Origin of the sequence: Aquimarina sp. MMG015, from assembly GCF_018100855.1 — a bacterium.
Classification (GTDB): domain Bacteria; phylum Bacteroidota; class Bacteroidia; order Flavobacteriales; family Flavobacteriaceae; genus Aquimarina; species Aquimarina latercula.
The window spans coordinates 182,735-205,257 of the sequence record NZ_JAGJEB010000007.1 but is presented as its reverse complement, the minus strand read 5'-3'; the positions used below and the strand labels follow the sequence as shown (position 1 = coordinate 205,257).

The following is a 22,523-nucleotide window of genomic DNA, read 5'->3' as shown; positions in this document are numbered from 1 at the left end:
TTCTTAGAATCAATATAAAATGATATTTTTTTATTTGGTTTCGCTACTTAATAAAATGGTCTCTTTTTCTACAAAATCTCTAAAATTATTAACTGAGGGGTGCGTTAAAAAAGGAACGTGAAAAAAGGAAGGTGTATCATTACGCCATACCATAGCATACGAAATACTGCTACTGCGAATTGCTTTATAAAGACTTTCTGTCCACCAAGTATCTTGAGTTATATTAGTTAATCCGGTTTCCGTAAGTGCAAAAAGACGATTTTTGTCAGTTGCGATACTTTCTACTATTTGCAAATTATTTAGTGAGTTTTGTAAAAATCTCCCATTCATAAAGTCATATACGTCAACACCAAACATATCTACATAGGCATCACCAGGATAGTTTCTCATATACTCTGAAGGGTCTGAGACCCAATTGGGAGAATATATATAAATCAAATTATGAACGTTTAAGTCTTCTGACAGAATGGTAATTGTATCTCTAAATAGTTGAATATACTCTTGTGTAGTTCTAAAGCCTTCGCCCCAATAAAAGAAATCACCATTCATTTCATGCCAAGGTCTAAATAATACCGGTATTGGTTTTCCTTCTGAATCTTTTAAATTTTTAAAAAGAGCAGCTACTTTTCCTAAAGACTCTAAAAAAAGGTCTCTAAATTCTCCACCTTCTAGCATGTCTTGGACTACAGTATCTCTTCGATCAAAACCTTGGATATGGCTTGGATTTACTGCGTGCCAACTCATTGTGATAATACTTCCATTTTCATGCGCCTCTACTACCGCATTAGTAAATTTTTCTATAAAATTGTCAATCACTAAGGTGTTTTGAAGCGATATAAGTTCTAAGTCAAAACCAGCAATCGCTGGATGATCATTAGCAACTTCAAAAAAATCATTATCAAGTTTATCAGGCATGGGAAAATTGTTGCCTGTTCCGAAAGCTTCTTGCCTTCCAAAAGCAATTCCTTTTTGTGTAGAAGAAATTAATCTAGTATATAAATCCTTTGCTTCTTGACATAAATCAGCGTCAGCGAAAATACCATTGTGCGCAATTACTGGAGGATTTCTTTCGGCATTTGGGTCATATAGAATTTGGTCATCAGTAGAACAGCTAAAAAAAACTAGAATGTTCAAAAAAAGTATCCCAAAGCCTTTATTCATATTTTTTCTCAATCAGTCGTGTAAAAAGTGATGTCATTACAGATGAAGTTGTTGAAAGTGAAATGAATAGAAGAGTTAGTGGTTGTTTATTTTAATTCTATTATATCAATTACTAGTTCGAATTTTTCTTCTTTTTTGTTGCCAATCAGAAAAGCAACTTCTTGCATTTGTTCAGTTTGATAATTAGGAAGATCTAATTTTCTTCCTCTAAATGCCGGATACATTTCGGATAATGAGATTTCAATAGTTTGCCATTCACCGGTAGTCTCAAAAATTGCTATGTAAGAATATCGATCATTAGAATTAGTTTTAGCTCTAAACTGATATGTAGTTGGATCTCCTTTTAGTCTGATTATGGCCTTAGTATATCCTTGTACTTTTAAAGTTTCAAAACGATACCGAACCAATGAAAATCCACCATTGTTTTCTAAAGAAACAGTACCAGAAAAAACAGCATTTCCATCAGGATTAATTTCTAGAGTACTATTAGATACACCACCCATAATGACATCATTTACTATGGTCCAATTTGATAAATCGCTATTTTTATTAAAATCAAAAATAAGTAAGGAAGATGTCATTAAAAGAGTAAATATATATGATGTTATATGACTGATCATTTTTGCTTTAAAACGTTTGTATTACTCAGAAAGTTGTTCTATTCGTTTTAAAATTTCCTCGGCTTCAGCTTGTTTGTTATCACTTGCCTTACGATTCGTGTGGGAAAGCTTATAGGATTCTTCCATTAACAAGCGGTACTTTTTTTGAAGTTGTTCTTTCTCTGATTTTTTCTTAAATAATGTAAACATAGCTAACCTTTTCTTATAAAGGTAATGCATAAGGCTTTAAACATATGAGAAAGTTATCTTAAATAACATGGATATGGGATTTAAATTATCGAAATAGAATTACGATTCCTCCGATAGCTGTCATGATCAAAATAAACTTTCGATACTGATGATCTTTAAAAAGTTTCACCACTTTTAGCCCAATTATAAACCCTAGTATAACTCCTGGGATTAAATATAAATCAGTAAATATTGATTGGTAGGTAATCGTTTTCCAACTAAAAATATGAAAAGGTAACTTGATTAAATTGATTATAAAGAATAACCACGCAGCGGTTCCGATAAATTCATTTTTTGGAATGCGCATGGCAAGAAAAAATATGTTCGCAAATGCACCTGCCAAATTCCCAATCATTGTAGTAAATCCAGCTAAGAAACCAGTTGATCCAGCGAACCAAATAGCGGTTGGGATATTTTTCTTTTCATAACGTTCCCAAAGAAACATAATAATAACACTTATGATTATGATAATTGCCATTCCTTTTTTAAAAACATCTTCGCTAAGATCTTTTCCAACAAACACAGCAACCAATACGCCAGCGATCATCCAAGGAAGAAATTTGATAAGGTATTTCCATTGAGCGTGTCTATTATAATATATAACAGCGAGTATATCCGCAAAAATTAAAAGAGGTAACACAATACCGGTTGAAGCTTTAGCTCCGTGAACTAATACCATTAATGTAACAATAAGAACTCCCATTCCTTTTAATCCAGATTTAGACATCCCGAGTATAATGGCAGCTATAAATGATATAATATATGTGGTCATTTATTAAGAATTGACTTTTAGGTGTTAATTTATGGCTTTAGATAAGGTTGTAATAAGTTTATAGCCTTTTGATCTTGCTTTTCGGTTGCTACTGACAATGCAGTATCTCCACTAAACCCTTCTTTAGCATGTACATCTGCGTTATTTTTTAATAAAAACCTAGCAATGTCAAGATTTCCAAACCTAAGACTTTCGATAAGTGGTGTTGTCATAGCTTCCGGATGTTGGTAATTAATATCAACTCCTATTTTGACGTAGTATTTCACCAATTCTAGATCACCTGTTTGAGATGCTAATAGCATATCTTTCCAATTACCTCCTGACATAGTTTTTAGGTATTCATTAATAAATTAATAATTTTTTCAATAGGGTGTAATTCAGAAATATCTGTGGTAATTGATTCTAGAACACTACTACCAACGATAGTGAAATTTTCTTGTAATGCTTTTATGCAAGTTTCAGATTCTGAAATGGTAACACCATCAGCTACCTGATAATATGTTTTACTATAATCATTGGGTTCTAGACAATCAAAATCAAAGTGTATATATAGTTTTGTAATATTTTTTGATTGTAAAGTTTCGATCAAATTTGTAATATTTATATTTTTTGGGGCATAAATTTCTCCCTTATCAATTCTACTTTGTTCTGTATCATCAATATCTCTTAAGCCGACATAATGTATTTGCGACGCTTTAATTGTAGAGAACAATAAAGGGTTCATATGATCAGATCCTTCTCCTAATAATGTTCTTAATGGCATACCATGAAAGTTACAGCTAGGGGAGTCACAAGGTTTATTTATATCGGCATGTGCATCAAACCAAATTACACCTAGATTAGGATATTTTTGATTAAGGTAAGAGACAGGAACAATTTCTAATCCACAATCCCCACCAATGGTTTTGATTGTGTTTGGTTGTGTTTGGTCAATTTGTGTTTTTAGATAAGTCAATTGATCTGTGATTGCATCATAATTATTAATATGATGTTTTCTTTCTCCATTTTTTCCAGCTGCTATTTTTGATAATGGGATATGAACAAATTCTGGATCATTAAGATACTCTAAGATGGCTTTGGCTCCATCTTCTATATTTTTACCGGTTCCAGATCCTTGCCATTGAGGAAAATAAATTTTCATTATATAGATTTGGTATTTATATAAAAATTAGGATCGATTACAATTTCATTTGTTTTTACTTTTAGCGTTTGCCACTTTGTATTTGGCTGTACCCATTGATCTTTTCCGTTTATTTTTAAACGCACGGGCATATCAAAATCTTCAACAATATCAATATATCTGTATTTTAATCCATTATCGTCAAAACTATATTCTAAAGTAGGTATTCTTGTATCTCTTAAATATTGATTAAAAAAAGCTGTTAGGTCAATGTTGGTTTTTTTACTTAGATAATCTTCAATTTGTTTCGTAGTAACGGTTTGATGGTAAAAATCTTTATTTAATCCTCTTAAAATAGATCTCCATTTTTCATCATCTTCTATTAGTTGACGTAAGGTGTGCAACATATTAGCTCCTTTATAATACATATCACTAGATCCTTCGTTATTTACGTGATATCTTCCAATAATTGGCTTATCATTTCTAATTCCTTGACGTGTACCTATTACATATTCGGAAGAAGCTTGTTTACCATAGTGATAATCCAAAAATAGGTTTTCTGAATACGCAGTAAAACTTTCATGAATCCACATATCGGCGATATCTTTATAGGTAATATTATTAGCAAACCATTCATGACCGGATTCGTGTATAATAATGAAATCAAATTTTAATCCCCAACCAGTACCAGATAAATCATTGCCTAAGTAGCCATTTACGTACTTATTTCCGTAGGTTACAGAACTCTGATGTTCCATACCTAAATATGGAGCTTCTACTAATTTAAAACTATCTTCATAAAAAGGGTATGGTCCAAACCAATGCTCAAAAGATTTCATCATTTTTGGAGCATCTTTAAATTGTTTTTTAGCATCTTCAAGATTATCCCTTAATACGTAGTAATCCATGTCAAGATTGCCTTTTTCTCCATCATATTGTTCTCCAAAATGTACGTAATCACCAATATTGATATTTACACCGTAATTATTGATAGGGTTTTGCACAAACCAATGAAATGTTTTAGTATTGAGCGTGCGCTCTTCTACTTTACGAAGTCTTCCATTACCCACATTCATTAACCCTTTTGGAACGGTAACACTTACTAACATACTATCTACTTCATCATACATATGATCTTTATTAGGCCACCAGACACTCGCTCCTAATCCTTGACAAGAGGAAGCAACAAAGTGTTTTCCGTTACTGTCTTTTTTCCACGAAATTCCTCCATCCCAAGGTGCACGAACGGCTTCCTTTGGATTACCACTGTAATAAACATCTATCGAATTGACGCTTCCTTTTATTTGTTTTTTGGAAAGTGTAACGAAATGGGCATTCTCTTCAGAGGTTACTTTTAGTTCTTTTCCATCTTGTATTACTTTTTCTATAACTAATGGTGGTTGAAGATCCACTTGTAGTACATTATGGTTTTCTAATACTTTATAATGAATTGTATTTTTTCCTTTTATTAATTTTTTATCAGGATTCACTGATATGTCCAAATGATAATAGGTGAGGTCCCACCAAGCGCGTTCTGGAGTAATAGAACCTCTTAAAGAATCTTGTCTTGTAAATTTTTGATGCTCATCAAAAAGTGAGGTTTGCGAGAATATTGGTGATAGTCCGCAAACAATACAGACCGTAAAGAAAAACTTATTCATTTTGTTTAATTTATTGTAATAAAAATTCTAGTGGAATATGTATTCTGTTATTCCAACTCTTTTCATCATGCGCGGCACCTTCAAATTTTTTAGTAATCCAATTTTCACCTTTGGTATATCCTTTATCTATCATCATTTGATCTACCTGTTTTTGATAGGGTTCATATTGGGCATCTAACGTTTCTGTTCCAAAATCAAAATATATTTTATGAGTTGTAGGATCTGGAAGGGTAGAAGGTAGGGTTTTTATATATGCTTCTCCTAAAACAGGAACCGGCCAATGCGTTGATACACATCCTGCTGCACCAAAGACTTCGGGATATTTGCAGATCGCATACAATGAAATTAATCCTCCCATAGATGATCCCATTATACTAGTGTTTTCCATCTTAGTATAAACATTATATGTTTTGTCGATAAAAGGCTTTAATTCTTCTACTAAAAATTTCAGATATTGATCAGAATACAAATCATCAAAACCCGTATTTTGTTTTAAAGCAGCTTTCACTTCTGCACTACTGGTTGCTTCAGAAGGAGCTTTAGGCATATATTCAGAAAACCGTTTTTTTACCGTATTCCAAGGAGCAACAACGATCGTGTTTTTAATCTTTGAGATCTTAATCAAACTATCAACAGCTTCATCAACACCCCAATCAATGCCTGTATATGATGTTTTTGAGTTAAAAACATTTTGTCCATCATGCATATATAATACATTGTATTTCTTTTTGGAATTAGCATCATATCCATCCGGAAGAAATACTTCTACATTTCTTGGGATTACGTGTTCTGATTTAAAATTTTCATGTATTATAACCTTTCCTTTTGTTTCAGAAGGGAATAATGAGGCAATATCATTGGATATGAATGTTTTCTCTTTGAAAGATTCTTGTTTGCAAGAAATTATACAAAGAAGTGCAAAAACAGCTATAATCTTTAAGGTTTTCATGAATTGTGTGGTTAAATTTGCAAGGTTAATATACTTAGAAATAGTTTATTTTCTAAATATCCCAGATGGAAATACTACTGGACTTTCATGACCATTTTTTCCTACTGCAGATATACCAAAAAAGTAATTGTCAATAACAATACCATTTAACGTAAAGTTGTCTACACTGCCAACAAATCGGCTATGATCCCAAGTAGGAGAAGTAGTATCTCTCCAGTAAATTTTATATCCTTTGATATTAGGGTCATCTGATTTTTTCCATCTAAATTTAACTGATGGTTCTACAATCCCTCCGATTTTAACTTCAGTAGGAGCGGGAGGCGCCCAACCGATACTCGCCATATTAATTACATTTACAGCTGTGAGTTTTGCGGCATATTCAAAATTAACATGTTCAACTACATCTCCATATTTAATACCGTCTTCTTCTCTTATATCTTGATGTTGTTGCGTATAATTTTCGTGCGCTTCCATAATACGGATTCCAGCAAAACCAGCATCATTAAATGGACGATGATGGCCACCACGACCAAAACGATCTAAACGATAAACCATCATAGGATTCATTTCTGGCATATATGTTTTAGTAGTTTTATGAATATACCGAGCTAACTGACGGGATATTCCATCTACTTCACCTCCATAAAAACGTCTTCTTTCTACTGTTTTTTGATCATCAGTGAGATTCGTAGGCTCTGAAAAAATCCTAAATGTTCTATTGTCGATAACACCATCTACCCCTTTGATATTTCCAATCATATCATTGTTCATTACTCCAATGATTTCCCAATTTTTTGTTTTTGCAAAGTTTGCTAATCCTTTTCCTCCAAAGAGACCTTGCTCTTCGCCAGATAAACCAACATAGATAATGCTATTTTCGAATTTATATTTGGATAAAACTCTGGCGGCTTCTATAGCTCCGGCCATTCCAGTTGCATTATCATTAGCTCCAGGAGCATCATCAGTAAAATTAGTAGGATCAGTAATACGTGAATCGATATCACCACTCATCATAATAAACCGATTAGGGTATTTTGTACCACGCTGTATTGCTACTACATTGACTACCATTACATCTTTAACGATACGTTGGTTAGCTCCTTTTTTTACCAAATCTTTTTGATAAAATACTTCTAAGCAATTGTTACAACTTTTAGAGATATTATCAAACTCTGATTTGATCCATCTTCTTGCAGCACCAATTCCTCTAGTTTCGGATATCGTATCACTTAAGGTATGTCTGGTGCCAAATCCAGCTAATTTTTTTATATCTGTTTCAATTCTTTCCGAAGAAACAGCATCAATAATATCATATATTCTTTGATCGGTTTGAGCAGTTAAAATAATAGAAAATAAAAAGAGTGTTGAGGTGAAAATTGTCTTCATGTGTATTAATTTGATCGCCTAATTTAAGTAAAAGGTATCATTGACTACTGCTCCTTAACAAATTTATAAGATGAACGAATATCATCAATCTTATTCTGTTATTTCATTATACCCTTTTTATTTGGAATACTATGATTTATGAATTCTGCATGTTTAAAGTATTCGTTATGAAAATCTTGTTTATAGGTTCTTTTTCTAATTATTAGTAAGCGTTCTTCGGCATTGGTAAATTTTGATAGGGTTTACCTATGTCGTTTATGAATAGAGATATATTTCGAAAAGAAATACTTGACTACAGGTTAAATATTTTCTTGGAGGTCTTTGAGTATTTATTGCATTACTACATTTTGCTAATTGTTCAAACGATCAGTTACATTTTAAAAAAGTGTGCTTTCTAAATAGGTTAATCTCGAAAGATCATTTTATTGTCAATTTCAAGAATAGTGCTTAAAAGGTGATAGTATTCAAAAGATACAGTAACGAGGAATATGGGTAAAGTAAATAAAATAAATAGTATGATTGTTTTTTTGTTTCTAAACGTATTTGTTTTTGGGCAGATGCAGGATAAAAATCGCAGTTATGAGTGGTTTGATAAAGTAATCGGAAATGAGCGTACCGGATTATATAACGGAAAGCAGTATATCGATTTTGATAGAAACAAAATATTAGACAACAAACATGCTTTTTTTAGTTCAGACGAAGTATTAAGAGGTTCCGTTACATACGATTCCCAGACCTATTATAATATTGGAATAAAATACAATTTAGAAACTCAGAACTTTTTAATCGAACTAAAATCAGGGTCAGTTGCATCTATCTTACAATTGATTTACGATAAAATTGAAAAATTTACTATTGAGGATTCTCATTTTATAAAAATAGAAGATTTATCAATTGATGGGATAACTACCTCAGGTTTTGTTGAAGTATTATTTGAGAATTCTTCTTTTTCATTATTAAAACAGCACAAGAAAAGAAGAAGAGAACACATAAAAGGACAACGATTGTATTATAAGTTTTTAGACAAATCCAGATATCTATTTTGTATAGATTCAGGCTGTAGAAATATTAAGTCAAAAGGAGATGTTATTAAATTCTTTCCATTCTATAGAAAAGAAATCAAATCATTTTACGATGATTATAATGTTTTAAAAGAATCAGATTATGATGCTTTTATGAAGAAGTTATTCCAACAAATTGCCCATTCCCCATCTTTATCAAAACACAGTTTTTAAAGTTATGAAGAAATGTTTACTACTTATTATTTTGTTAAGTTTTCAAGGTGTGGTAGCTCAGAGAAACGATTCATTGATAACTATTTCCTTTGCAAATACTAACTTAAAAACTGTTTTACTTCAAATAGAAGAGCAAACAAATTATAATTTTTATTTTCAGGATCCTTGGATTGAAGAATATAAAAAAATATCGGAGGATTATGAAGATGTGCCGGTAGAGGTAGTACTTAATGATATCTTCAAGAACACGATTGTTAATTTTCATATTATTAATGAGAGTGATATTGTTCTTACTTTAAACAATGTAATTCATGATACTTTGCCAGATGGTTTTTTTGGAAAAAAAGGAGTAAATAACTTTTCTTCCGAAATGCTTAATGATAAAAATATCTCTGCAGTTTTTGCAGCTGTTCCTAAATCTTCGACAGCAAGAATTGAAACTGTAAGGATTGGGAAAGCTATCAGGAATAATTCTAATAAGAAGTTTAAGTTATCAGGGCATATTATAAACAGACAAAGCAACAAACCGATACCGAATTCTATTATTGTTGTAAACGGAAAAGACGTAGATGTAGAAACCGATAATAATGGGTTTTATGAAGTAGAATTGACTAAAGGATCTAATCTTATAGAAGTTAATGCTATGGGAATGGAAAATGTTAAGAAGCGAGTAATACTATATAACAATGGTAGATTAAATTTCTCACTTAATGAAAGTATAGAGCAATTGGATGAAGTGATTCTAGAGGCAGAAGTGAACAAAAATGTAGAAGAAGTAGTAACTAAAACAGAGATTAATGTCCAAACGTCCAAGAATATTCCCTTAGCATTAGGAGAACGTGATGTCCTAAAAGTTGCTACTACACTTCCAGGTATAACCACTGCTGGAGAAGGAGCTTCCGGTTATAGTGTAAGAGGAGGGAAGTCAGATCAGAATTTAATTTTGCTAGATGACGCTGTGATATATAATCCTCAACACTTTTTTGGAATTTTTTCGGCACTAAATCCTTTTGCATTAGGAGATGTAAGTATATATAAAAATGGTATTCCTGCCGAATATGGAGGAAGGCTATCTTCTGTTTTTGATCTAACCACAAAAAATGCCAGCGTAGATAAATTTAGAGGAGAAGGTTCTATTGGACCCATAACAGGAAACCTACTTATAGAAACTCCTATTCTTAAAGAAAAATCCGGACTAATGCTAGGAGGAAGAGGTGTATATGCAAATTGGGTGTTGAAGTCATTAGATGAAGAATCTCTAAAGGATAGCGAAGCTTCTTTTTATGATGTAATTGCTAAATATAATCATCAAATCAATGAGAACTCTAAAATCGAAGCAATGGGATATTGGAGCAGAGATGATTTTAGGATAACTTCAGATTCTTTGTATGTATATGGTAATAGAGCATTATCATTGCGATGGCACCATCGATTTAATGATAAGAATACTGGTAAGTTAGTTTTTACTAACAGCCGATACGATTTTGATATAGTGTTTGATGGAGAAACAAATAATGACTTTGACCTTGGATATAGTATAGATGAAACAGAATTAAAGTTTCAGTTTAAGCATCTTTATAACAAGCATATAAAGTTTGATTACGGTTTGTCTGGTAAATTATATGTTGTAAATCCAGGGAGTATAAAACCAAAAGGACCTGAGTCTATAATAGATCCGGTGGAAATACAAAAAGAAAGAGGACTGGAATCTGCTGTTTTTCTTTCAGGAAATATAGCGCTTACGGATAAAATAACCCTAGATGCTGGAATTAGATATTCTATGTTTAATGCCTTGGGAGAAGGAAGTCAAAATGTTTATGAGGATGGAGCACCTAGAGATGAAGGTACAGTTATAGAGACATTAAATTTTGACAAAAATGAAGTGATTGAAACGTATGGAGGACCAGAATTTAGAATATCAGGAAGGTATTTGTTAGACGAAGATTTGTCTGTAAAAGCCGCATATAATAAAACATATCAATATATACATACTTTATCTAATAATACGATAGCATCTCCAATTGATACCTGGAAACTTTCTGATCTTAATATAAAACCTCAAAGTTCTCAACAATACTCATTAGGGGTCTATAAAAATTTTGATAATGCTGCTTATGAGATCAGCTTAGAAGGGTTTTATAAGAGATCTAATAATAGTATAGATTTTAAAACAGGAGCAGAGGTACTTCTCAATGAAAATATCGAAACTGTTATTTTACAAGGAAAAGGAAAGGCTTATGGAGTTGAGTTTTTGTTTAAAAAACAAAGTGGAAGATTTAATGGGTGGTTAGGGTATACGTATTCGAGGTCTTTTATTCAATTGGATAGCCCATTTAGAGAAGAACAGGTTAATAATGGAGATTTCTTTCCATCAAATTTTGATAAACCACATGATTTTAGCCTTGTTGCTAATTATAAATTAACGAAGCGATTTAGTCTATCAACTAATTTCGTATACCAGACAGGTAGACCAGTGACCTTTCCTGTAGGCAACTTTGTTTTTAATGGAGCAGAATATCCAGTGTTTAGCGATAGAAATAAATTTAGAATACCTGATTTCTATAGATTAGATATTGGAATTAATATTGAAGGAAATCATAAACGAAAAAAACTGGCTCACAGTTTCTGGACGATATCAGTTTATAATGTATTAGGACGTGACAATCCATTTTCAGTATTCTTTGTAACAGAAAATGGAGAGGTTAAAGGATTAAAAAGTTCAATATTTTCTGTTCCTGTACCTTCTATTACTTATAATTTTAAATTTTAATGATGATGAAACTCTTTGAAAAAATAATGATGAGTATGCGTATGAAGAGCGTATTATTTTTCTTTCTTTCTTGTATGGTACTATCTAATTGTGTAGAACCTTTCGATTTTGAAACCGAAGATTTTGAGAGTATCCTGGTTATTAACGCTACTATAACTAATGAATTAAAAAATCAACAACTTGTATTATCAAGGACTTATAGATTTGAGGAAGACGGTCCACTTAAGGAGCAGAATGCAGAAGTTAAGATACTGGATGATCATGATAATGAATACCTCTTTAATGAAACTTCTCCCGGAATATATACTTCTATAGAAGCGTTTAATGCAGAATTAGGAAAAGAATATAGACTATCAATTAAGACGGAAAATGGAAAATCATATATTTCAGCTGTCGCTACATTACCACAAGAATCAGCTATTGATAATCTATATCCAAAACGAATGTTTAATGATGATGATTTGGAAGGCGTAGGTATATTAATTGATAGTTTCGACCCCACTGGTAATTCAGTTTACTATCGTTACGAGTATGAAGAGACATATAGGATTGTAGCTTCGTTATGGGTTCCCAGAGATTTGAGAGATGTTTTGATTGGTAATGAAACTTTAATGATTGAGACTATAGAATATACTCCCAGGCCTATAGAAGAAAGAGTGTGTTATAATACAAGGGTATCTAATGAGATTATTATAACGAATACTACCACATTTACTGAAGACCGAGTTACAGAATTTCCTGTAAAGTTTATAAATGCTGAAGATATAAGTGTTGCTGATCGTTATAGTATTCTGGTTAGACAATATGTGCAATCCAGAGAAGCGAATCAATTCTATGAAACATTAAATAGATTTTCTCAATCCGAAAGCTTTTTCTCTCAGGTTCAATCTGGATTCATTGCCGGAAACATCATTTCAGAAAGTAATACTGGTGAGAATGTATTGGGGTTTTTTGATGTTTCTTCTGTATCGTCAAAACGTATTTTTTTTGATAGAAGCGACCTTATATCAGATCTTCCTCAATTTTCTCCAGGCTGTGATCGGATAATACCAGTGCTCAGAGAAGAAGAAACTATTGAAAATTATAATATACGATTACTAGGTTTTATACAAGCAGAAGAATTCAGGTTTTTTGAAGAATATCGCAATTCTAATCCAATAGACGGATTCTTTGCCTTTGTAAGACGTGGATGTGGTGACTGTACTGAATTTGGACAAAGTATTGTTCCAGATTTTTGGATAGATTAAACCTGGTTAAAGTGGTTATAAATAATAAATGTTTAATGTAAAATTATTTCTGTGTATATAAGATTTCTTTTATATAGTATGCTTTTATTCTGGTCTAGTCTTCAGGCACAACGTCAATCCATTTTAAAAACAGTAGAAGATTTGGCGGGGTACGATAAAGTATCTCAGGAAAAGGTTTTTATACATTACAATGCTACAGTGTTATTAGCAGGAGAATATTTGTATTATAGTTTATATTGTTTGAATGTTCATAATGATCATTTAAGTGATATTAGCAAAGTTGCATATGTAGAACTTATTGACGAAAGTAATAAAGCTGTTTTTAAGCATAAAGTCAAACTTGAAAATGGCTTAGGACAAGGAGATTTTTTTCTTCCTGTATCTGTTCCTTCTGGGAACTATAAATTGATTGGATATACGCAGTGGATGCTAAATGCTAAAAATAATCTTTTGTTTCAGGGTGATCTAAGTATAATAAACCCATATCAAGTAAATCAAAAAGCCATTCTTGCAGAAAATGAATCAGATGATTCTATTGTAACTTCAATACCATTAAAACGGATTGAAAGGAAAAATAACAAAAAGCTAAACGTTAATGTTGATAAGCAGATTTTGAATAAAAGAAATTTGGTGGTATTAACAATAAGTGAAGCGTTTTCTGGCATGAAAAAAGGTAATTATTCTGTCTCTGTTAGAAAAAAAGACCATTTTGTTTCTTCAGAACCACTCTCATCAGATGACTTTTTGATATTAGATACTAAATCTGTCAAAAATCAGTCAAAATCCATAAAGTCTTCAGTCTTTTTACCCGAAATGCGTGGAGAATTGATTTATGGTAAAATTATACCTCAAGAACCTACTTTACCAATTATAGATATTGATGTGGCATTGTCAGTTCCGGGAAGAACAGATGATGTGAAAATTATAGCTACTGACGAAAACGGAAGCTTTATTTTTAATCTAGATAAAAATTATGAGGAAAATAACTTTATAATTCAGATTCTAGGAGAGAATAAGAATGATTATAAAATTGGACTTAGTCCAACCCCTGTATTTAGTTATCCTAACTTTGATTTTTATAAATTTAGGATTACAGAGGAACTTGAAGATGATATCATCCAGCAGAGTGTTTATAATCAGATTGAAAATAGTTATTTTAATGTAAAACCAGATACCATACAGAAATATGAAAGTTCTGTTCCTTTCTATGGTAGTCCTGACGAAACATTCAATCTAGATGAATACACAAGGTTTCCTACCGTAAAAGAAACGATTATAGAAGTTGTAAATAATGTATGGACTAGAACAAATAAAAAGGGAGAAAAGGTATTCGTTATTAGAGGAAATAATCCCACTCAAGAGGATTATAATTTTCCACCACTTGTTATTGTAGATGGCATTGTAGAACAAGATCATGAGTATATTTTGGAATATGATGCTAGAAAGATTCAGCGTATTAGTTTTGTAAGAGATCGGTATTTTTTGGGGACTAAAATTTTTGAAGGAATATTAATTTTTGAAACTTTAAAAGGAGATTATGTAGAAGGCTTAAACAAAGGTTATCTATTACAGACTACTTTATCAAGACCTCAAGCAACGAAAAAATATTTTACACAACAATATGATCAAAATGATACTACTTATGCACGCATTCCTGATTATAGAAATCAATTATTGTGGAAACCAAACAATACCACAAAAGAAGATAATACTATTCTGAAGTTTTTTACTTCAGATGTTGTTGGTGATTTTGAAATATGTATTGAAGGGTTTACAGATGATGGTAAACCTATATCTATTAAAGAATATATAAAAGTAGAATAAATAGTTACGAGTATTTTTTAGCTAGACCGTAGTACACGATATTCATCTAATCTAGTTTGACAAATTTATAAGAACATATTATTGTTCCTTTATTGTATTGTTCTATTAGTATACTATTCTTAGTTTTCTAACAATTTATTTTATTAAACCCTGATGGAAATATGATATTTCCATCAGGGTTTAATAAAAATATGAATCACAGATGAGATTTATTTAGTTTAGCGATTCATATTTATTTTTGATTTACTTCGATATAGGTTTAAACTTTTCTACGATTACCATCCCTAGAGAAGCACTTTTACTTTCAATGGTTACGTTTTGTTTAGTTGTTCGGTTAGTTCCTTTTAGTCTTAGAGTGTAAATAGCATCTATCGTAACTTGCTGAGGAGTAAGCGTCATTACCGCTTTTGCAATGTTTTCTGGCGGAACGCTCACATTAAGCTCTTTAGAGATATTAATGGTTTTTGTTTTAGATTCTTCTTTGCCAAAAGTAAAGGTGTTCTCAAAGGTTGTTGTTACCGTTTGTTCTACACTAGCACTTAATGGACCTAATTCTACTCCTACGTTAGCAGTCGTACTAATTTCTAGGCCGAAAAGTGTAGAGTTACTAAACGATCTTGTGAAAGTTTCCTCATAAGCGGTTTCTAATGTTAAATTGACTTGCTGTTCTAAGCTTGATCCATTTTGAGCAATACTATCTATAATAATTGGTTCTCCGTCTCTGGTTACTGAATTGGTGTATTCAATATTAGTTACTTCTAAATTATTCTGTACAATTTGTACACTAGAAGCGATATCATTGAATCCAAAAACTCCTAGATCTTTGTGCTCTCCAGCATGTAAAGTAAGAGAAGGACCTTGGCGGTTCGAATGTTTGAAAATTGTTAAAGTTACTCCCTCAGGTACTTTAACTGACGAAAAAATATCGTGCTTAATAAAAGGAGAATCAAAGTTCGTAACCTGCCCAGTACCAGCTAAATTTTGTTGAATCCCTCTAAAATGAGTATCGCTATAGAAGCTGATAGTAGGAAAAATACTTGAGTCATGATCGAATACCTTTACAGAGTCAATTTTATTATCCATTGAACCAAAATTCGGATATTCTCCTGGGAAAAGAGTAAATGAGCCATCTCTGAAACCTCTGGTAATAAAAAAAACAGCATAAGACCCAGGTTTTACTTTAACAGAGCTTAATTTGTCGATCCCAATCGGAATAACAGGATATTTACCTGTTTCGAGAGTGGCGTGATTTCCTTTAAAATTTTTGTGTTCGTAAACTGTTACAGACATAATTATTTGTGTATTAGAAGTAAAGAAGAAATAAACTGTTCTTATGTCTCTGTATATAAAGTAACTTAACTTTGATCAATCTTTTATTATGATCAAAATAATATACTTAGTGATCTTTAATTAACAGAATATTCCTTCCTTACTTTGGTTAAAAAAATATTGTTATTTGTTGGTTCAAAGATCTGAATAAATGGAAGTTAGTGCTATTATGAAACCGGCAAATGATTATATCTTCCCGACAGGGAAATTTGATTGGATTAAGCAGGTGGTAATGATCCGTCAAAAATTAATTGAATCGTTTAATTGTAAGACTTTATTTTTGTTTTTCTAAATGCTTTTTTAGTGTATTTATCAAAAAACATCGTAAACTGATGATTTGATCTTATGATAGTAGAATGGGGAATATATAGGTTGTTTCTAATGTGTAGAGGGTAATAAGTATACCAAATTGGTTTAATTACTTTTGGTATATTCAACAATAAATATATTTTTCTTTTTTTAAAGGAGTATCGACTAATATATTGAGTTCGTTTTTATGAATATTCCTTATAGATTTTATATGATATGTAATTCCTGATATTTTATCTAGGTTTTGTTTAACTGTCATTATTATTAGCCTTTAATATTATATAACATTTAAGATAAGTTTTTATTTACCTGTAGTTAATTCAGGACATTCACTTTGTAACATTGTCATGTATATTAATTGAAAATAAAATGGATTCACCTCTTTGTTTTCATTTAGTAAAGAAATGCCTTGTTCTTTATACTCATTTTCTAAAACCTCTTTGTTATCAATAATAGCTTTATTAGTACAAACTCTAGTGTCTTTAGCGGTATCATTCTCAATACATTGACAAGCTTGCTTAGCTACGGTAGTAGTAATGGATTCTGAGCAACTGATAATAAAAAAAGCCAAACCTAAAAAAAGTAATTGTGTAGTTTTCATAATTGAATTATTAAATAAATACAGAAAAAACTTATAAACAGCGGTATAAAAATTATCAAAAGCCCTTCTAATTGTCTTTTATTAGCAACAAACTCGTGAACACTTTGTTTATATGTTGTTTCTAAGTTATGGCGGTCTTTTACGAACCTGAAAATTTTTACATTGCTTATTTTCTTCTTTTCATTATAATTATATTCCTTATGTATATTTTCGGTGTTCATAAAAACGGTAATCATTCTGTTTTTCCAATTGGATATGATGTCATATGTAGGTTTGTAGCCTATAGAGCTAATTGTTATGTATTTGGCAAGTTCTTCGTTGAAAAAAGTGATATAGTCTCTATAAACATTAGCACCCATACCATTATAGTTAAAAACTTTTTTAAGTATTTCTGTAGTTATCACTTTATCTATTTTTAAAGAGATTTCTTTATTTACAAAATTTGATATAATATTTTTCGACGATAACCTTTAGATATACTGTATATAATATGATCAGGATTATAAGATAAAGCAATTTAAAGCTAAAGTTAAGGTTGTTAGAAAAGATGGATATAAGCACAAGTATTAATAATAAACTTCATATTAGAATACTACAACCGTATCCTATCTTTATAAGTAAATTTAGATTGTTTTTTCTAAACATTAAATAGGCATCAAATTAAATATTTACATATCTAATGAGTGGTTGAAGATATAGAACTACCATTGGCAATATCTTCCTCGGCAAAATCTGCTGCTGCTTTTATTGTATATTCATCTAAAGGAGTTACCAATAAGGGTAACATTAAAGCAACACCATTAAAAGCTATTCCATTAGAATATCCTTTGTTTTTAGTTCCCCATATTGCCTGAGATCTCGCTGTTCGGGCATTGCTTCTATGAGCTGAAGTGGCTCTATTTCCTTTTGTTTGCGTTTTTGTTCTTGGCAAAATTTCTCCACTACCTTTTCTTCGCATTTCTCTTACGGCTTCTGCTCCAGATTTGGTTTTTGACATTTCTTTAGCAATTGCTTCTCTTGCTGCGCGCTGTTCTGCTTTTGTACCCTCCACATTCATCATTCGATCAATATATCTATCATTTTGATTTATTCTAAACAATTCTACAGATCTATCTAATGTTTCTCCTGCAGGTTTACCAAGTGCTGTTGGATTATAATCATCATCTGGAGAATCATAAGTGAATTCAAACCATTCAGGTTGTTCCTTTTCTTCGTGATTTTTAATAAGACGGTCATAAGTTGTATCCCCTGCATCGCTTTTAAACCAATTACGCATACCTTTTTTTTCACCATGTGCTATTGGAGCGTAAACTAAGTAAGCACCTCCCATTCCTATTAAAGCTTCTTTTCCTACAGCTAACAATCCAGACCCTGTAGCGCCTAACATAGAAGATCCTCCAGCAAATGCGCCAATTCCCGTAGAAGCACCGGCGTATCCAATTGCAGTACCAAACATAAAAGAAATAACACCAGATAGACCAACCTCTCCTCGATTAGCCCAAGCTATTCTTTTAGCTGCAGAATTTGCTGCCGATGGACTAATAAAAGGTTGAAGCATTCCGCCAGCACCACAGGTAATGAAAGAAGTTTGGGTTACAGCTTCTATTTGATCAAACTTTACAGTTGGGTGAGGATTTTGCCAAGCTGTTAATAAATTATTACATTTTGTACTATTTGATTTAGCAGCTGAATAAGTGTACGCAGCAGCGGCAACTGCACAAGCACCAATTATTATCGCACCCACGCCAAAAGTACAAACACTAAAAGCTACTGCTGCTGCTATAGCTATTCCTGCAACTAACCCTGCGAAGAAACCAGCTTTTACCGCAGGCCCTTGCCATTTATTTTGGCAACCAAAATCGTTCATTAATACTAAATCTACTTTTGTTAATAGAACAGCATCTTTTTTAGAATGAATAACAGACAATTTTCTTGCTCCCTCATCTGCTAAAAGTTGTCCTTTTGTTGGACTCATTTGCATAGTACAAATTGCAAAAGTTTTTTGTGGTAAATAGCTACTCATAGTTCAACTAATTTTTAAGATCAAAAATTAATTTATAGTCACCTAAAGTATTTATAGATACTTTTTGGGCATGATCTTTATTCAAATTATAATACAGGATATATGCCTTTAAAAAATCATTAAAAACACCTTCTTGATTTTTATCTCTACTTATAATCTTAATTTTTTTATCTTGATTTGTATTGATTTCTAAAGTTCTAAACCTGTTCTGGAGTGTTTTGTCATCATTGCTTTTTATTATAAATTTGGTTATTTCATCTTTGTTAAGTTGATATAGAACTTTTTTATTTCTTTTTATTTTGATTCCTTTTCCTAAAGAAATATGTAGCTTCTTAAAAAATATACCATTTATAATAGTAAATAATAATATCATTAAGGGGATTCCTATCATTGCAAGAACTAATAACTGAGAAATTAATGATGTGTTTGCAGTATTTTCCGGTAAAAAATAATCTGCTAATAAAAAGCCTGGAACAACAATTATAATAAGTAATAACACTGCGAAAACCAGCCACATTTTATAGTAGTTTTCAATTATAAATGCTTTAAATTCAAATTCTTTTTGTTCCATTTATTTACAATTTTCTTACACTATATTTACACGTACTCTGGATATTATGTTCTACATCTTCTATGATTGTTAATTCGGCATCATTAATAATTCTGGTATTTTTATCAACAGTATAACGTGTTCTAAATGTAAGTTTATATTCTGTAAAACTATATTTAATTAAAGGTTTGTGTAATATATTATATTGTTCCTCTATCTTTTTTAATAAGGTATCATCTAATATGCTATCTGCTACCTTTCTTAAGGTAATAGATTTTTCATTTTCTTCTATCACATCGTACCTAATTTCCATTGGTATCTGAACTTTTGGAAATAACTGAGAGGTATATATATATTCTTCTGAAGGGATGTTACTTAGATCAACAGCTTTAATATGCTTGTCAAATAAAACTAAATACAATAAATCTCTTTGGTAATCCAGTTCTAGTTTATTATTAGTAGTGGCGAATTGTAGATCACCCTCGCTAAGAATATTTTTATATTGAGCTGGATTATCTTTTTTTAGATTTTTAATGAAATCAATATCTTTAAGACCATTCTCTTTTAGATCAGTCCAATTCTGAAATACTTTTTCTCGATTAAGTATTTTATTCAATCTACCGTTGGTATCTAAACTAAACTGTATATTGTTTCTGATATGTTCGGTTTTAGAAACAAATTCATAGACCTTATCCATTACCGGTGGCATAAACTCATAGTGTAGATCATTAAGAAGTACTGCTACTCGATTATCAGGAAGGTTTAGGTCTATATTATACTGCTTTTTTAATTCTGAGTGACTCCTAATTTCATCTTCTATCTTGGTTGAGTTTGACTGAACAGTTCTGTATTTAAGTCGTTCTCCAGAGACTTCAATTTTTTGATTTGTAATAACAGATGAATTAGTCTCTTCATCATCTAACAAAAAACTTTTTCTTTTTCTTTTTTCAGACATATTTAGTGGTAAAACTCAGATTAGTTAATATCTACTTTACTTCCTGTTACTTTTGCATTTTTATTTAGTAAGACTTGACTACCACTAGATCTATTATCAACACTTTCTTTACCATTAATAATAATATTTTTACCATTAATGGCAATGTTTCCTTCTTTATCCATAATCAAAGAACTTTCTCCTATTATTATTTGGAATTGTTTTTTACCTTCAAAGACAATATTACCTTCTTTATCCATTATAAAAAGAGAAGATTTATCCGCTATATTGACTTCATTTCTTTCTTGAGCATTTGTTACTGCTACTCCGTTCCCATCTAGTTTTATACCAGCAGTTCCTTGATCCGTTATGGTTGTAGAACCTTCTTTGTCATCTAATACTAATTTCGTACCGCTTCTGGATTGAATTGCTTTGATATCATTTGCATCACTCTGAAAAGCTCCCGGTTGTGCGGTACCAGTATACATACTACCCATTACATATGGTCGTTCTGCATTTCCTCCTTCGAAACCAATAAGAACTTCTTCTCCTTTTTCAGGAATAAAATGAAATCCTTTTTCGCCACCTGCATGTGGGGAAACGACTCGTAGCCAAGGTGTTAGCTCTCCATATGGTTTTTGCCAAGGGAACTGAACACGAATTCTACTCAATCCATCTGGATCAACATTTTCCATTACAGTAGCTACCTGAGTTTCACTTTTAGGAAATGCCATCATATCTGTATTGGGATATACATCTAACTCTGCTGTAATTCCTTCAAATTCATTATAGTATTTACCATTTTCTGAGGCAGTATGAGTAACTTTGATGATTCTAAATGAACCATATCCTGTCATATCATCTTGTATTGTAACTACATCTCCTAAGTTAACACCAGGATTATCACTTTTTCCCTTTACGATTACTTGATTTACTATGGTAGCTTTTTTCTGTTGTATTACATGTGTATCGAGACGTTGCTTTAATTTGGTATCATCGTAGGAGTTAATATAAACAGCAGTTTCTTTAGAAAATATACTTTCACTTTTATCATTAGTGAACTGATTATATCCATTAACACCGGTATTCACTTCTGCTGTTGATTTCTCGTGTTGTTCATCAGTTAAGTAATCATTAGTGAAGTATTTATACTTATTAGGTTTTGGAGCCAATTCAAGAGAAAACTCTTGTAAATCAATTCCGTAAGATAAAGGAACGGTATCATACTTTGCATTTCCAAAAACTAATGTATTCCCGTTATAATAGAACCATTCGCTATATTGGGCAGCAAGACGAGTTGCATATTCATAAGAGCTTTCATTTTGCTGTACGCTATAATGCAAAGCATCTGTTTTAGTAGGATCAAAAGAAAGGGCTAGCATAGAAATGTCATATCCCTGAAATGTTTTTTGTAAAATATCAGATAGAGGAACATCGTTATGCGATGCATAATGTGGGCCATCATCCGCTATAATAGAACTACTTTTACCAGAAATTACAACGCTGTCACCTGTACTGTTTTGAAATCCCTTGGTACTATTTACAGAAGTTACAATACCTTTAAATGCTAATTCTTTATAACCACCTATAAACCCTAATGGTTTTATTTGTACCACAAAGGATTCCCCTAAAAAGTTCTTAGTTTGAGATACCATCTCACCTGATAGTTGTTCTAAAACATCTGTCCTACATATCAATTCAAAATCGTGGTGTTCTGTAATTTTTTGTCGAAGAGAAAATTTTTTAAATGAAGTAATAGGCGTATCTCCGATGTAGATATCTAATTTTGATTGAAGTGCCATAA

20 protein-coding genes are annotated in these 22,523 nt (G+C 31.6%); 4 read left to right on the top strand and 16 right to left on the bottom strand.

Annotation, left to right across the window (positions count from 1 at the left end; genetic code table 11):
* Positions 1 to 30 precede the first annotated feature (30 nt).
* From J8L88_RS15015 to J8L88_RS14975, 9 genes are all read right to left on the bottom strand, one after another.
* Complete coding sequence (locus J8L88_RS15015; protein ID WP_211061141.1) at positions 31 to 1,161, bottom strand: glycoside hydrolase family 26 protein; 1,131 nt, start codon at positions 1,159 to 1,161, stop codon at positions 31 to 33.
* Between the two features lie 86 nt (positions 1,162 to 1,247).
* Entirely contained in the window at positions 1,248 to 1,781 is a 534-nt protein-coding gene (locus tag J8L88_RS15010; RefSeq protein ID WP_051335999.1) for a CIA30 family protein, read from the bottom strand.
* Positions 1,782 to 1,802: 21 nt separating this feature from the next.
* The gene (locus J8L88_RS15005; protein WP_035084574.1) at positions 1,803 to 1,970 is read right to left on the bottom strand and encodes a Lacal_2735 family protein; all 168 of its coding nucleotides are present in this window, start codon (positions 1,968 to 1,970) and stop codon (positions 1,803 to 1,805) included.
* Positions 1,971 to 2,055: 85 nt separating this feature from the next.
* On the bottom strand, positions 2,056 to 2,781 hold the full coding sequence (locus J8L88_RS15000) for a sulfite exporter TauE/SafE family protein (protein WP_211061140.1): 726 nt from the start codon (positions 2,779 to 2,781) through the stop codon (positions 2,056 to 2,058).
* 29 nt (positions 2,782 to 2,810) lie between these two features.
* Positions 2,811 to 3,107: an ankyrin repeat domain-containing protein gene (locus tag J8L88_RS14995; protein WP_035084572.1), complete on the bottom strand. Its 297-nt coding sequence runs from the start codon at positions 3,105 to 3,107 to the stop codon at positions 2,811 to 2,813.
* A 5-nt stretch (positions 3,108 to 3,112) separates the two neighbouring features.
* Entirely contained in the window at positions 3,113 to 3,922 is an 810-nt protein-coding gene (locus J8L88_RS14990; protein WP_211061139.1) for an arginase family protein, read from the bottom strand.
* Entirely contained in the window at positions 3,922 to 5,562 is a 1,641-nt protein-coding gene (locus J8L88_RS14985) for a M1 family metallopeptidase (RefSeq protein WP_211061138.1), read from the bottom strand. The genes J8L88_RS14990 and J8L88_RS14985 overlap by 1 nt, the downstream gene beginning before the upstream one ends.
* Before the next feature lie 10 nt (positions 5,563 to 5,572).
* Complete coding sequence (locus tag J8L88_RS14980) at positions 5,573 to 6,511, bottom strand: alpha/beta hydrolase (RefSeq protein WP_211061137.1); 939 nt, start codon at positions 6,509 to 6,511, stop codon at positions 5,573 to 5,575.
* A 45-nt stretch (positions 6,512 to 6,556) separates the two neighbouring features.
* On the bottom strand, positions 6,557 to 7,897 hold the full coding sequence (locus tag J8L88_RS14975) for a M28 family peptidase (RefSeq protein ID WP_118385509.1): 1,341 nt from the start codon (positions 7,895 to 7,897) through the stop codon (positions 6,557 to 6,559).
* A gap of 515 nt (positions 7,898 to 8,412) precedes the next feature.
* Here J8L88_RS14975 and J8L88_RS14970 point away from each other — a divergent pair.
* The 4 genes from J8L88_RS14970 to J8L88_RS14955 all read left to right on the top strand — a co-directional run bounded on the left by J8L88_RS14970 (position 8,413) and on the right by J8L88_RS14955 (position 14,973).
* On the top strand, positions 8,413 to 9,132 hold the full coding sequence (locus tag J8L88_RS14970; RefSeq protein ID WP_211061136.1) for a hypothetical protein: 720 nt from the start codon (positions 8,413 to 8,415) through the stop codon (positions 9,130 to 9,132).
* A 4-nt stretch (positions 9,133 to 9,136) separates the two neighbouring features.
* Positions 9,137 to 11,902, top strand: a complete 2,766-nt coding sequence (locus J8L88_RS14965; RefSeq protein ID WP_211061135.1) for a carboxypeptidase-like regulatory domain-containing protein — start codon at positions 9,137 to 9,139, stop codon at positions 11,900 to 11,902.
* A 2-nt stretch (positions 11,903 to 11,904) separates the two neighbouring features.
* Positions 11,905 to 13,149: a DUF4249 domain-containing protein gene (locus J8L88_RS14960; protein ID WP_211061134.1), complete on the top strand. Its 1,245-nt coding sequence runs from the start codon at positions 11,905 to 11,907 to the stop codon at positions 13,147 to 13,149.
* A gap of 78 nt (positions 13,150 to 13,227) precedes the next feature.
* The gene (locus tag J8L88_RS14955; RefSeq protein WP_211061133.1) at positions 13,228 to 14,973 is read left to right on the top strand and encodes a hypothetical protein; all 1,746 of its coding nucleotides are present in this window, start codon (positions 13,228 to 13,230) and stop codon (positions 14,971 to 14,973) included.
* Between the two features lie 243 nt (positions 14,974 to 15,216).
* Here the strand turns inward: J8L88_RS14955 and J8L88_RS14950 are convergent, their stop codons facing one another.
* From J8L88_RS14950 to J8L88_RS14920, 7 genes are all read right to left on the bottom strand, one after another.
* Positions 15,217 to 16,263: a beta/gamma crystallin-related protein gene (locus J8L88_RS14950; RefSeq protein ID WP_211061132.1), complete on the bottom strand. Its 1,047-nt coding sequence runs from the start codon at positions 16,261 to 16,263 to the stop codon at positions 15,217 to 15,219.
* 649 nt (positions 16,264 to 16,912) lie between these two features.
* Complete coding sequence (locus tag J8L88_RS14945; RefSeq protein ID WP_027392110.1) at positions 16,913 to 17,212, bottom strand: hypothetical protein; 300 nt, start codon at positions 17,210 to 17,212, stop codon at positions 16,913 to 16,915.
* Entirely contained in the window at positions 17,209 to 17,616 is a 408-nt protein-coding gene (locus tag J8L88_RS14940; protein WP_211061131.1) for a hypothetical protein, read from the bottom strand. The genes J8L88_RS14945 and J8L88_RS14940 overlap by 4 nt, the downstream gene beginning before the upstream one ends.
* Positions 17,617 to 17,888: 272 nt before the next feature.
* Positions 17,889 to 19,235 (bottom strand): hypothetical protein, encoded by a 1,347-nt coding sequence (locus tag J8L88_RS14935; protein ID WP_211061130.1) that lies wholly within the window; start codon positions 19,233 to 19,235, stop codon positions 17,889 to 17,891.
* 7 nt (positions 19,236 to 19,242) lie between these two features.
* Entirely contained in the window at positions 19,243 to 19,806 is a 564-nt protein-coding gene (locus tag J8L88_RS14930; protein WP_211061129.1) for a hypothetical protein, read from the bottom strand.
* A 4-nt stretch (positions 19,807 to 19,810) separates the two neighbouring features.
* Positions 19,811 to 20,740, bottom strand: coding sequence for a hypothetical protein (locus J8L88_RS14925; protein WP_211061128.1), 930 nt, complete (start codon positions 20,738 to 20,740; stop codon positions 19,811 to 19,813).
* A gap of 20 nt (positions 20,741 to 20,760) precedes the next feature.
* The gene (locus J8L88_RS14920) at positions 20,761 to 22,521 is read right to left on the bottom strand and encodes a type VI secretion system Vgr family protein (protein WP_211061127.1); all 1,761 of its coding nucleotides are present in this window, start codon (positions 22,519 to 22,521) and stop codon (positions 20,761 to 20,763) included.
* Between the last annotated feature and the right edge of the window lie 2 nt (positions 22,522 to 22,523).